The organism is Azospirillum sp. B506, from assembly GCF_000333595.1.
Classification (GTDB): Bacteria; Pseudomonadota; Alphaproteobacteria; order Azospirillales; family Azospirillaceae; genus Azospirillum.
This window is the reverse complement of record NZ_BADK01000689.1, coordinates 1-12,350: the sequence shown is the minus strand read 5'-3', so window position 1 is coordinate 12,350 and position 12,350 is coordinate 1. Positions and strand designations below refer to the sequence as shown.

Genomic DNA, 12,350 nt, shown 5'->3' with positions numbered 1-12,350 from the left:
AAAAGAAGCGAAGCCCGAGCACGAGCGCCGACACCAGCGCCATCGACGCCAGGAATTGCAGCCGGTACAGCCGCGCCTCGTCGAACGGGCGCGACGGCGCACGACCCAGCTCGGCGACGGGGTCGGACAGAAAGGGCTCTTTTCGGATGGCCTGTCTGTGGCCAGTCTGTTGACGCTCGCGGAGGCCGGCCGGGACCGCCGCGAGGCGATGCACAAGTGTTGCTTAATGCTCGCGCGGATTCAACCGCAAGCAAATCAAATCCACCAGGGCGCGACTCTTTGACTGTTTTCCTCGCGCCTGACTCGCGGGAAGCAAACAGTACGGTGAACAGGCAGTGAATTGGCTGCGCGTTCAACTGTCCAATTTTAGGCACGAAATCCCTTCGACTTGCAACGATTCAGCCACGAAGATTAACGACGCCAGCGGCGGTCCGCACCCTCGCCCGGTCGGTCAGGGTCATCGCGAGGCTTTAAAACGCCTGCCGGCACCGCTATGGTCGCGCGCGCGTGCCTTGAGACCCGCAAGCCACCTTACAATCCAGCGCCCGCTTCCTCCGGAGAGTGCCGATGATCCCCCGCTATACCCGCCACGAAATGGCCCGCATCTGGGAGCCGGAAAACCGCTTCCGCATCTGGTTCGAGATCGAGGCGCACGCCTGCGACGCGCAGGCCGAGCTGGGCGTGATCCCGAAGGAAGCCGCCAAGGCGGTGTGGGAGCGCGGCAAGTGGGAGATCGACCGCATCGACGAGATCGAGCGCGAGACCCGCCACGACGTCATCGCCTTCCTGACCAACCTCGCCGAATATGTCGGCCCGGAGGCCCGCTTCGTCCACCAGGGCATGACCTCGTCGGACGTGCTGGACACCTGCCTCGCCGTCCAGCTGACCCAGGCCGCCGATCTGCTGCTGGCCGACATGGACGCCCTGCTGGCCGCGCTGAAGCGCCGGGCCTATGAGCACAAGAACACCGTCACCATCGGCCGCAGCCACGGCATCCATGCCGAGCCGACGACCTTCGGCCTGAAACTGGCCGGCCATTACGCCGCCTTCGCCCGCGGGCGCGAGCGTCTGGTCCAGGCGCGCAAGGACATCGCCACCTGCGCCATCTCCGGCGCCGTCGGCACCTTCGCCAACATCGACCCACGGGTGGAGGAGCATGTCGCCGCCAAGCTGGGCCTGTCGGTCGAGCCGGTGTCGACCCAGGTCATCCCGCGCGACCGCCATGCCTTCTTCTTCTCCGTCCTGGGCGTGATCGCCTCGAGCATCGAGCATCTGGCGACGGAAATCCGCCACCTGCAACGCACCGAAGTGCGCGAGGCGGAAGAGTATTTCCACCCCGGCCAGAAGGGCTCGTCGGCGATGCCGCACAAGCGCAACCCGGTCCTGTCGGAGAACCTGACCGGTCTGGCCCGCATCGTGCGCTCCGCCGTCGTCCCGGCGCTGGAGAATGTCGCGCTTTGGCACGAGCGCGACATCTCGCACAGCTCGGTCGAGCGCATGATCGGCCCCGACGCCACCGTCACGCTGGACTTCGCCCTGGTGCGCCTGACCAGCATGATGGAAAAGCTGGTGGTCTATCCGGAACGCATGCAGAGGAACCTGGACGATCTGGGCGGTCTGGTCTTCTCGCAGCGCGTGCTGCTGGCGCTGACCCAGGCCGGCATGAGCCGCGAGGACAGCTACAAGGCGGTGCAGCGCAACGCCATGCAGGTGTGGGAGAAGGGCGGCAACTACCTGGACCTGCTGTCGAGCGATCCCGACATCGCCAAGCACATCGGCCGCGACAAGCTGGAGCCGATGTTCGACATGTCCTATCACACCAAGCATGTCGACACGGTGTTCAAGCGCGTGTTCGGCGAATAACCGGCCATTCCTGTCGAATGAAGGGCGTGCGGGCCGTTGCAGCGTCTTCCGCAGGGCGGCAAAGACTTGCCGGTGGATGACAAACGGCCTCGCCGCACCTACTCTATCTTGAGAAGCATGTGCCCGGGCGGGGCAATCCTGAACAGAGCGAGGACCGTACCCATGGCGATGGAAGCCGCCACGATCGAAAAGCTCATCAAGGAAGGCATCCCGGACGCGGTCGTGGAGATCGCGGACCTGCGCGGCGACGGCGATCACTATGCCGCGCTCGTCACCTCCGCCGCCTTCAAGGGCAAGAGCCGGGTGCAGCAGCACCAGATGGTCTACGCATCCCTCCAGGGGAAGATGGGCGGCGAACTGCACGCCCTGGCGCTGACCACCGCGGTGCCTGAGGGCGCCTGATCAAAGTTGCAACGGACAAGGCCGCGGCACCGCCGGGCCCAATCGGAAGGGTTACCCAAGTCATGGTCGATCAGAACGTCGTCGAGCGCATCGAGCAGGACATCAAGAACAACGATGTCGTCCTCTACATGAAGGGAACGCCGGTGTTCCCGCAATGCGGCTTCTCCGCCGCCGTCGTCCAGGTGCTGAGCCACACCGGCGTCAAGTTCAAGGGCGTCAACATCCTGGAGGATCCGGGCCTGCGCCAGGGTCTGAAGGAATACTCGAACTGGCCGACCTTCCCGCAGCTCTACGTCAAGGGCGAGCTGGTCGGCGGCTGCGACATCGTCCGCGAGATGTATGAATCGGGCGAGTTGCAGACCCTGCTGGCCGACAAGGGCGTCGCCACCGCCGCCTGACCGCACCGCGGTTCAGACGAGAAACGGAAAAGCCCCGCTTCGGCGGGGCTTTTTCATGCCTGGACGGTGGGTGACTGGCAGCGATGCCGGCCGCGCAGCCCGGCCATGCCCGTCGGCCCGCTGCCGGATTGCACAAACAATGTGCTAAACGGACGGTATGGTTCAGACCCTGCCGCCCGCCAAGGCCCCGACCTCCACGACCGCGGCGTTCGTCGCGGCGCTCTCCTCCTACCTGATCTGGGGGCTGGTCAACCCGGTCTTCTTCAAATCGCTGGGCGATGTCGGCGCGGTGGAGATCGTCGCCCACCGCGTGGTGTGGACGGTGGTGCTGGTCGGCTCCATCGTGCTGGCGACCCGCGGGCCGGCGGCCGTCGTCATGGCGGTGGGCAGCTGGCGCCGGTTGGGCATTCTGGTGGTCACCACCCTGCTGGTCACCGTCAACTGGACCGTCTTCATCTGGGCGGTGGTGAACAGCCGGCTGGTCGAGGCCAGCCTGGGCTATTTCATCAATCCGCTGATCAATGTGCTGCTGGGCGTCCTGTTCCTGAACGAACGGCTCAGCCGCGGCCGGATGCTGGCGGTCGCCATCGCCACCGCCGGCGTCGGCAGCCTCGTCGCCAGCTATGGCGCCGTGCCCTGGATCGCCCTGTCGCTGGCGCTGTCCTTCGGCTTCTACGCCCTGGTCCGCAGAAAGCGGCGATCGATCCTGTCATCGGCCTGCTGGTGAAAACCGCCCTGCTGCTGNCCGGCGCCCTCGGCTATCTGCTGTGGCTGGGCGGCGACGGCGCCCTTCGCCATGGCTGGAGCCAGAACACCCTGCTGGTGCTGGCCCGACCGATGACGGCGGTGCCGCTGGTGCTGTTCATGATCGGGGCGGGGCGGCTGACGCTGACCACCATGGGGCTGCTGCTATATGTCGGGCCGACCGGCCAGCTTCTGCTGGGCGTGCTGGTCTACGGCGAAACCTTCACCCGCAGCCACGCCATCACCTTCGCCTGCATCTGGGTGGCTCTGGCCGTCTTCACCGCCGACGCGGTGCACAGCCACCGCGCCACCACCCGCACCGCCGCCGCCGAGTAGGACTTATCTCGGCGTCAGGCCATGGGCGATGGTGTGGGCAAGCGTGCCGACCATCGCGCAGATGCCGGCATCGTCGCGGCCGAACACCACCTGATCGAGGAATCCCAGCCCGAAGCTGAGCGTCGCGATGCCGGCCGCCACATTGGCAAGGTCGGCGTCGGCGGCGATCGCGCCGCGGTCGCGGTAGCCCTCCAGCCGTTTCATCAGGCAGGGGATGCGGCTCTCCGACAGGGTGCGCGCCATCTCGTCCGCCACCGCCTGATCGACCAGGGCACGGGCCAGCACCACGCGGGTGAAGTCACGGCATTTCCAGCTGTGCTTCAGATGCGCGTGCAGGAAACGGGCGAGGTCGGTCTCCAGATCCTCGTGCGGCGGCGGCAGGTCGCAGCCGCCCGCCTCCTCGCGCCAGTAGCGCTCGACCACCGCCACCAGCAGTCCGCTCTTGCCCGAGAAATAGCGCTGGATCAGCTGTTCGTTGACCCCGGCCCGGCCGGCGATCTCGCGCGTCGTCGCCGCGTCGAAGCCACGCTCGGCGAACACCAGCTTGGCGGCGTCGAGCAGCGCGCTCTCGGTCGCTGCGCGGTCGCGCTTGCGTCCGCCGCCCTCGCAGGCACCGTCGGTGCCGCCAGTGCCATTGCCGGGGCAACAGCCGTCCGCATCCCTGCTTGCGTCCAAATCCCGTCCCTCCCCGGTCCGTGCCATCGGCGTCATAATAAGTATGCAGATACATACTTGACAAGCGGCAGGCTTGGGTTCAAGTATGTACCCACATACATACAAGCTGATTAGCCCGACAGGGGCCCAACAGGGGGTAGTCCCGCCATGCCGCAGAGCACCGATCCGCACAGCACCGCAACCCCGGACCTGTTCACCCCGCTGCGTCTCGGCGCGATCGAGCTGCCGAACCGTGTCGTCATGGCGCCGATGACCCGCAGCCGTGCCGGTGACGGCAACTGCCCCACCGCGCTGACCGCCGAATATTATGCGCAGCGCGCCTCGGCCGGCCTGATCATCACCGAGGCGACGCAGGTCTGCGACACCGCCCAGGGCTATCCCAGCACGCCGGGCATCCACACCGACGCCCAGACGCTGGCCTGGCGCGCGGTGGCGGACGCCGTGCATGACGCCGGCGGGCGGATCGTCACCCAGCTCTGGCATGTCGGCCGCATTTCCCACCCGCGCTTCCAGCCGAACGGCGCCGCCCCGGTCGCCCCCTCGGCCATCGCGGCGAAGGGCCAGCTCTTCACCGGTGCCGGCATGGAGCCCTTCCCGGTGCCGCGCGCCCTTGAGACCGCCGAGATCCCCGCTCTGGTCCGCCATTTCGCCGATGCCGCCAAGCGCGCGGTGTTCGACGCCGGTCTGGACGGCGTCGAGATCCACGCCGCCAACGGCTATCTGATCGACCAGTTCCTGCGCGACAGCACCAATACCCGCACCGACCAATATGGCGGGACGGTGGAGAACCGCTGCCGCTTCCTGTTGGAGATCCTGGAGGCCACGGCCCATGCCGTCGGCGCCGACCGCATCGGCGTGCGCCTGTCGCCGACCGGCGTGTTCAACGACATGACGGACAGCGACCCGCTGCCGCATTTCCTGGCGATCACCAAGGCGCTGAATCCGTTCAACCTCGCCTATCTGCATGTGATCGAGGGACGGCCCGGCCACCACATGGCCCCGCCGGAGGGGGCGCCGCATGTGGCGTCCGCCCTGCGCGCCGCCTACAAGGGTCCGTTCATCCTGAATGGCGGCTACAGCCGTGGCGACGCCGACGCCGCCCTCGCCAAGGGTGAGGCCGATGCGGTCAGCTTCGGCGAGGCCTTCATCTCCAACCCGGACCTGCCCGCCCGCTTCCGCGTCGGCGCGTCGCTGGCCGAGCCGGACCGCACCACCTATTACGGCGGCGACGCCAAGGGCTACACCGACTATCCTGCCCTGGAATCCGTCGCAGCCTGACCGGTTTGCGGCCTCACTGCCCCGGTGAGGCCGCAATACCTCTCGACGTGAGAGAGCGCGTCGTGAGTGCGTCGTGAGACGCAAATCCCCGCTGCCCCCGGCCCGGTTCCCCCCTGGGCCGGGGGGCTTTTTTATGTGGGGCTGCTTTATCGGGCCGGGCCGCTACGCCGCCCCGCCCTCTCCCTCCGTCCCATTGTCCAGCCCGCGGGCCAATGCCGCGATGGTGCCGTAGCCAACCTGATCGGCCGGATCGATCTCCGCCATCTTGGCAAGGATCGCCAGCGCCTTGGCACGGTTGTGGCGGCGCAGTTCGATGAAGGCCAGCGCCTTCATGGTGAACAGGAAGAAGCGCGCCGGACCGGCCGCCGTCCAATCGGTGGAGTCCGAGGTCAGTTGCGACCAGTCGGCGGGAAAGCCACCCTGGAGGGCTGCGGCGTCCAAGCCGATGCGGGCCACCCGCTCCGCCTCCGCCAGCTTCTTACGGTTGAAGTAGAATTTGTAGAGCGCGTAGAAGACCGGCAGCACCCGCGGCCCCTTGCGGTGCGCCTCCCACAGCAGCGCCTCGCAGGCCTCCGGCATGTCGCGCGCCTTCACCGCCTCCTGCAACAGTTCGTCGATCTGTTCGGGCACGTCGCCGAAGGCCATCCGGCCGTTCGACATCCTGAGTTCGATCGGTTCGTCGCTCATCGCTTCCCTCGTCCCTGTTTTCTGCTGCAGCAATCAACCATCCGACGCACCGACGACGCCTCATGGTACGCGCGCGGACACGGGAAAAGACCATAATATTTTTGTGCGGCGAAGTGTCGCGGCTGTCGCAAAAGCGACACGCGCAAAACCCGACAAAATTGTTCGCGTTCGGAACATTGTCGGACATTTGCCATGCCTTCCGGACCTGACAATCGTTAAAAATCAATGCCTTGAATGTTTGGCACGGCCCTTGCTCTATTCCTCGTCAGATCAGCCGGCATTCCCGGCAACGCGGCTTGAGGAGGCGGGACATGGTGACTCTGACGGATGCGGCTGTTTCCACCCTGGAGCAGGTCCTGGCGAAGTCGGGCGGTGCGGCCGCCGGCTTGCGGATCGCCGTGACCGACGGCGGCTGCGCCGGCCTGAAATACCAGATGGGGCTTGAGGCGGCGGCCGGCGACGACGACACGGTGCTCAGCTTCGGCCCGGTCACCATCTTCGTCGACGCCAACAGCCAGCCCTTCCTCAGCGGCGTGGTGGTCGATTTCGTCGAGGGCATCGAAGGCTCCGGCTTCAAGTTCGACAACCCGAACGCGACCAGCAGCTGTGGCTGCGGCAAATCCTTCTCGGCCGGCGAAGGCGGGGGCGGCTCCTGCTCCACCACGTCGTCCAGCTGCGGGTCGTCTGCCCCCTATTCGACCCACTGATCCCGCCCCCGGACACTCTTCCCGGACATCTTCCCCTAGGCGCGCACCCCACGGAAAGGCAGCAGCGACATGTGGAACTACACCGACAAGGTCAAGGAACACTTCTTCAACCCGAAGAATTCCGGTGTCCTGGACAGCGCCAACGCGGTCGGCGAGGTCGGCTCCATCACCTGCGGCGATGCGCTGCGTCTGATGCTGAAGGTCGATCCCGACACCCAGATCATCCTGGATGCGAAGTTCCAGACCTTCGGCTGCGGCTCGGCCATCGCGTCCTCCTCGGCGCTGACCGAGATGATCATCGGCAAGACGGTGGACGAGGCGCTGACCCTGACCAACCGTGACATCGCCGAGTATCTCGGCGGCCTGCCGCCGGAGAAGATGCACTGTTCCGTCATGGGTGCCGAGGCGCTGCGCGCCGCCATCGCCAACTACAAGGGCGAGGCGTGGGAAGACGACCATGAGGAAGGCGAGCTGGTCTGCAAATGCTTCGGCATCGACGCCGCCATGATCGAGCGCGCGGTGACCGTCAACGGCCTGACCACGCTTGAGGAGGTCACCCACTACACCAAGGCCGGCGGCTCCTGCCAGACCTGCCACGAGAAGATCGAGGAGGTGCTGGAGGTGGTGCTGGCCAAGACCGGCGCCCTGAAGCCCGCCGCGAAGCATGCCCCCGGCACCGTCGGGCTGGATGCCATCAAGCCGCTGGAACCCAAAGCCGAACCGGCCGCGGCGCCGAAGCTGACGAATGTCCAGCGCATGCAGGCGATCATGTCGGCCATCGAAGAGATGCGCCCGCAGATCCAGCGCGACGGCGGCGATGTGGAGCTGGTCGACATCGACGGCAAGGACATCTATGTGCGGCTCTCCGGCGCCTGCTCCGGCTGTTCGCAGTCGGCCGGCACCATGATGGGCGTGCAGATGAAGCTGGTCGAGAAGCTCGGCGAGTTCGTGCGGGTCAAGCCCGCGTCCCTCATGCCGGCCCATGCGGGCTAAGGGGAGCGCCAGACCATGAGCCAGGGCATCTATCTCGACAACAACGCCACCACCCGCGTCGATCCGGAAGTGCTGCAGGAGATGCTGCCGCTCTTCACCGAGCATTTCGGCAACCCGTCCTCGATGCACGGCTTCGGTGCCGCTGTGGGCGGCAAGATCGAATGGGCGCGCAAGCAGGTCCAGGCCCTGCTGGGCGCCGCCCATGACAGCGAGATCGTCTTCACCTCCGGCGGGACGGAAAGCGACAACACCGCCATCCTGTCGGCGCTGGAAGCCTATCCGAAGAAGCGCGAGATCGTCACCAGCGTGGTGGAGCATCCCGGCGTGCTGGCGCTCTGCGAGTATCTGGAGAAGAAGCGCGGCTACACCGTCCACCGCATCCCGGTGGACAACAAGGGCAACCTCGACATGGAGGCCTACCGCGCAGCATTGTCCGACCGGGTCGCCATCGTCTCCATCATGTGGGCCAACAACGAGACCGGGACGATCTTCCCGGTCGAGGAACTGGCGCGCATGGCCAAGGAGGTCGGCGCCGTCTTCCACACCGACGCGGTGCAGTCGGTCGGCAAGATCCCGATGAAGCTGGCCGACAGCGCCATCGACATGCTGTCGCTGTCCGGCCACAAGCTGCACGCTCCCAAGGGCATCGGCGCGCTGTACGTCAAGCGCGGCCTGCGCTTCCGCCCGATGCTGCGCGGCGGCCATCAGGAGCGCTCCCGCCGGGCTGGCACCGAGAACGCGCCCGCCATCGTCGGGCTGGGTGCCGCCGCCCAGCTGGCGCTCGTCCATATGGGCGAGGAGAACACGCGGGTGAAGGCGCTGCGCGACAAGCTGGAACAGGCGATCCTGGCGGCGGTGCCGAGCTGCTTCGTCACCGGCAACCCGGCCGACCGCCTGCCCAACACCTGCAACATCGCCTTCGAATACATCGAGGGCGAGGCGATCCTCCTGCTGCTGAACGAGGCCGGCATCGCCGCATCGTCCGGTTCGGCCTGCACCTCGGGGTCGCTGGAGCCGAGCCACGTCATGCGCGCCATGGGCGTGCCCTACACCGCGGCCCATGGCGCCACCCGCTTCTCGCTGTCGCGCGATACGACGGAGGAGGAGATCGACCGGGTCATCGCCGTGGTGCCGGGCATCATCGCCAAGCTGCGCAGCCTGTCGCCCTACTGGCAGCAGGAAGCCGGCAAGCCCAAAGAGTTCGCACCCGTTTATTCCTAACACCGAGATCGCAGGCCGGGCCGGTGGCCCGTCCCGGCACCCCGCCCGACGACACCCCGTCGGGGCGGGTTCCCGGCCCGGTCTGCGACACTTTTCAAAGGGGACAGGCGGTCCCCGCGCGCGAGGTGCCCCCATGCCCATCACCTTCGCCACCATCAACGACACCACGCTGCGCGACGGCGAACAGACCGCCGGCGTCGCCTTCACGCTCGACGAGAAGATCGCCATCGCCAAGGCGCTCGATGCCGCCGGCGTGCCGGAACAGGAGATCGGCATCCCCGCCATGGGCGAGGAGGAGCGCGAGGGCATCCGCGCCGTGGCGGCGCTGGGGCTGAAAGGCCGGCTGATGGTGTGGTGCCGCATGCACGACACCGACCTGAAGGCGGCGCTGTCCTGCAATGTCGGCTTCGTCAACCTGTCGATGCCGGTGTCCGACATCCACATCACCAGGAAGCTGAAGCGCACCCGCGCCTGGGCCTTGGCGGAGATCGAGCGCCGGGTGAAGCAGGCGCGCGACCATGGGCTGGAGGTCAGCGTCGGCGGCGAGGACTCGTCGCGCGCCGACATGGATTTCCTGATCGCCGCCGCCACGGTGGCGCAGGAAGCCGGCGCCCGTCGCTTCCGATTTGCCGACACGCTGGGCGTGCTCGACCCTTTCCAGACGCGCGCCTGCATCGACCGGCTGCGCCGGGCCACCGACCTGGAGATCGAGATCCACGCCCATGACGATCTGGGCCTCGCCAACGCCAACTCGCTGGCGGCGGTGCTGGGCGGCGCCACCCATGTCAACACCACGGTGAACGGGCTGGGCGAGCGCGCCGGCAACGCCCCGCTGGAAGAGGTGGTGGTGTCGCTGAAACACCTCTACCACATCGACACCGGCATCGAGACGCGCTCGCTCGGCACCATCAGCGATCTGGTGGAGCGGGCCTCCAACCGGCCGGTGGCCGTCAACAAATCCATCGTCGGCGCCGCCGTCTTCACCCACGAGGCCGGCATCCACGTCGACGGGCTGCTGCGCGACCGCGCCACCTACCAGAATTTCGATCCGGCCGAGGTCGGGCGCGAACACCGCATCGTGCTGGGCAAGCATTCGGGAACCGCGGCGGTGAAGCTGGCCTATGAGCGCCTCGGCATCGCCTGCGACGATGCCACCGCGCAGGCGGTGCTGCCGCGTGTCCGGGCACTGGCCACCCGCGCCAAGCGGCCGCCCACGCCCGAGGAACTGCACGCCTTCCTGGAGGCGGCGACATGAGCACAGCCAATACGCCCCCCGGCATTCTGGCCCTGCTGCGCGAGGACGTCGCCTGCGTCTTCGACCGCGACCCGGCGGCGCGCAACGTCTTCGATGTGCTGACCTGCTATCCCGGCATCCATGCGCTGGTGATCTACCGCTTCGCCAATGCGGCCTGGCGGCGGGGGCTGCGCTGGCCGGCACGCTTCCTGTCCTATCTCGCCCGCGCGCTGACCAACATCGACATCCATCCCGGCGCCGGCATCGGCCGCCGTTTCTTCATCGATCATGGCGCCGGCGTGGTGATCGGCGAGACGGCGGAAATCGGCAACGACGTGACGCTCTATCATGGGGTGACGCTGGGCGGCACCTCCTGGACCAAGGGCAAGCGGCATCCGACGCTGGCGGACGGCGTTCTGGTGGGTGCCGGAGCCAAGATCCTGGGACCGATCACCGTCGGGGCCAAGGCGCGGGTCGGCGCCAACTCCGTGGTGACCAAGCCGGTGCCGGCGGGCATGACCGTGGTCGGCATCCCCGGCCGGGTGGTGCGGCCGGAGGCCTACCGCCGGCTGTCCGATCCCCAGCTTGCCAATAAAGGCATAGATCTGGAGCATCACCTGATGCCCGACCCGGTCGGCAAGGCCATCGCCTGCCTGATCGAGCACATCAACCGCATCGAAGCCCGGCTGGATGCCCAGACACCATCCGGCCAGACTGCAACCGTACCGTCACAGTTTCTTGATAAAAACATCCGTCTGTCGGAAATTCGCCTGGGCGATATGGGCCGCGACATCCGGCTGGACGGTGTGGCCTGCAGCGCCTGTGGCAACATCTGCGACCAGGAGGGGTGCGCCCCCTCCCCTTCCACCCAGCAGCATGCGTGAGGAGTCTTCGACGATGAGCGATTTCACCGACGACCTCGACGATCTGGAAACCGCGGAAGACTTCCTGCGCTTCTTCCATGTCACCTACGACCAGCGCGTGGTCAATGTGAACCGCCTGCACATCCTGCAGCGTTTCCACGACTATCTGTCGGAGGACAACGGGATGGAAGGATTGGACGACGAAGGCACCTCGGCGCGCTATCGCTTCCACCTGGAGCGGGCCTACCAGGATTTCGTCGTCTCCAACGCCATCGCCGAGAAGACCTTCAAGGTCCACAAGGAAGAGGCGCGCAAGATGGCCGACCGCTTCGTTCCGCTGGACAGCCTGCTCGGCAGCCCCGTCGGCTGAGCTGCCGGCGCCGGTGAAAGGGATGAAAGGGGGCGCCTGTCGCGGCGCTCCCTTTGCCGTCAGTGGATCTTGTTCTCGTTCCGGCCGCCGTCTCGCCGGTAGACATGGACATGGTAGGCCGCCATCGGATTCTCATCGATGTAGCGCAGCAGCTCCTGCTCGGTCCGCGGCGTGGCGTTGCGGATCAGAACCTGCCAGGCCGGCTCCATCGTCGCCCGTTGTGTCTCGTCATGGGGCAGCATGATGAAGCCGGCCCATTCCGGATCGAAATCCGCCAGATAGCTCCTGGTGTAGTGCTTCATCATCGCAGCGTCGTTGACGTTGACGCTTTCCATGTTCTCGAAACAGACACGCAGATCCATCGCCGGTCTCCTCATGAAAAAGGGAGCGGTCCCGCCAATTGCCCGACAGGGATGGCCGCAGCTCCGCAATGCTCTACTTTTTCAAACAGCCGTGGCCGAGAGATGGTACGCCCCCGGGGTGAAAAACAAGGGCAGGACGACATCTTGGGCGGCGCTTTTGCGTCCCACCCATGCGTTCGATGCAAACTGCGCCATTGGTCATAACCCTACGCTTTTT

General features: G+C 66.6%; 15 protein-coding genes. 11 read left to right on the top strand and 4 right to left on the bottom strand.

Features of this window, described 5'->3' with window-relative positions; all coding sequences use genetic code 11:
- Positions 1-214, bottom strand: a 214-nt coding sequence (locus tag I71_RS39195) for a hypothetical protein (protein WP_042697392.1), incomplete at its 3' end; no start/stop codon positions are given.
- 353 nt (positions 215-567) lie between these two features.
- On the opposite strand from I71_RS39195, the gene purB reads away from it, so the two are divergent.
- The 4 genes from purB (at position 568) to rarD (ending at position 3,390) form a co-directional block, all read left to right on the top strand.
- The gene (purB, locus tag I71_RS20700) at positions 568-1,863 is read left to right on the top strand and encodes an adenylosuccinate lyase (protein WP_042697389.1); all 1,296 of its coding nucleotides are present in this window, start codon (positions 568-570) and stop codon (positions 1,861-1,863) included.
- A 162-nt stretch (positions 1,864-2,025) separates the two neighbouring features.
- Positions 2,026-2,265 carry a BolA family protein gene (locus I71_RS20695; RefSeq protein WP_012973287.1) on the top strand — a complete coding sequence of 80 codons (240 nt, stop codon included), beginning with the start codon at positions 2,026-2,028 and terminating at the stop codon, positions 2,263-2,265.
- Positions 2,266-2,327: 62 nt separating this feature from the next.
- Entirely contained in the window at positions 2,328-2,663 is a 336-nt protein-coding gene (gene grxD / locus I71_RS20690; RefSeq protein ID WP_042697386.1) for a Grx4 family monothiol glutaredoxin, read from the top strand.
- Positions 2,664-2,820: 157 nt separating this feature from the next.
- Positions 2,821-3,390 (top strand): EamA family transporter RarD, encoded by a 570-nt coding sequence (rarD, locus tag I71_RS39975; protein WP_244433951.1) that lies wholly within the window; start codon positions 2,821-2,823, stop codon positions 3,388-3,390.
- Positions 3,391-3,746: 356 nt separating this feature from the next.
- Here rarD and I71_RS20680 read toward each other — a convergent pair whose 3' ends face one another.
- Complete coding sequence (locus I71_RS20680; protein WP_083897288.1) at positions 3,747-4,418, bottom strand: TetR/AcrR family transcriptional regulator; 672 nt, start codon at positions 4,416-4,418, stop codon at positions 3,747-3,749.
- A gap of 147 nt (positions 4,419-4,565) precedes the next feature.
- Here I71_RS20680 and I71_RS20675 point away from each other — a divergent pair, with 147 nt between their 5' ends.
- The gene (locus I71_RS20675; RefSeq protein WP_042697383.1) at positions 4,566-5,696 is read left to right on the top strand and encodes an alkene reductase; all 1,131 of its coding nucleotides are present in this window, start codon (positions 4,566-4,568) and stop codon (positions 5,694-5,696) included.
- A 162-nt stretch (positions 5,697-5,858) separates the two neighbouring features.
- Here the strand turns inward: I71_RS20675 and I71_RS20670 are convergent, their stop codons facing one another.
- Positions 5,859-6,383, bottom strand: a complete 525-nt coding sequence (locus I71_RS20670) for a hypothetical protein (RefSeq protein ID WP_049976218.1) — start codon at positions 6,381-6,383, stop codon at positions 5,859-5,861.
- A 311-nt stretch (positions 6,384-6,694) separates the two neighbouring features.
- Here I71_RS20670 and I71_RS20665 point away from each other — a divergent pair, with 311 nt between their 5' ends.
- The 6 genes from I71_RS20665 (at position 6,695) to nifW (ending at position 11,771) form a co-directional block, all read left to right on the top strand.
- Positions 6,695-7,090 (top strand): iron-sulfur cluster assembly accessory protein, encoded by a 396-nt coding sequence (locus I71_RS20665; RefSeq protein ID WP_042697380.1) that lies wholly within the window; start codon positions 6,695-6,697, stop codon positions 7,088-7,090.
- A 69-nt stretch (positions 7,091-7,159) separates the two neighbouring features.
- Complete coding sequence (gene nifU / locus I71_RS20660; protein ID WP_042697378.1) at positions 7,160-8,083, top strand: Fe-S cluster assembly protein NifU; 924 nt, start codon at positions 7,160-7,162, stop codon at positions 8,081-8,083.
- A gap of 15 nt (positions 8,084-8,098) precedes the next feature.
- Entirely contained in the window at positions 8,099-9,304 is a 1,206-nt protein-coding gene (gene nifS, locus I71_RS20655; protein WP_042697374.1) for a cysteine desulfurase NifS, read from the top strand.
- A 133-nt stretch (positions 9,305-9,437) separates the two neighbouring features.
- On the top strand, positions 9,438-10,559 hold the full coding sequence (nifV, locus tag I71_RS20650) for a homocitrate synthase (RefSeq protein ID WP_042697371.1): 1,122 nt from the start codon (positions 9,438-9,440) through the stop codon (positions 10,557-10,559).
- Between the two features lie 23 nt (positions 10,560-10,582).
- Positions 10,583-11,422 (top strand): serine O-acetyltransferase, encoded by an 840-nt coding sequence (gene cysE / locus I71_RS20645; protein WP_375731212.1) that lies wholly within the window; start codon positions 10,583-10,585, stop codon positions 11,420-11,422.
- A 13-nt stretch (positions 11,423-11,435) separates the two neighbouring features.
- Positions 11,436-11,771: a nitrogenase-stabilizing/protective protein NifW gene (gene nifW, locus I71_RS20640; protein WP_042697367.1), complete on the top strand. Its 336-nt coding sequence runs from the start codon at positions 11,436-11,438 to the stop codon at positions 11,769-11,771.
- 59 nt (positions 11,772-11,830) lie between these two features.
- Here nifW and I71_RS20635 read toward each other — a convergent pair whose 3' ends face one another.
- The gene (locus I71_RS20635) at positions 11,831-12,133 is read right to left on the bottom strand and encodes a hypothetical protein (protein WP_042697363.1); all 303 of its coding nucleotides are present in this window, start codon (positions 12,131-12,133) and stop codon (positions 11,831-11,833) included.
- Positions 12,134-12,350 lie beyond the last annotated feature (217 nt).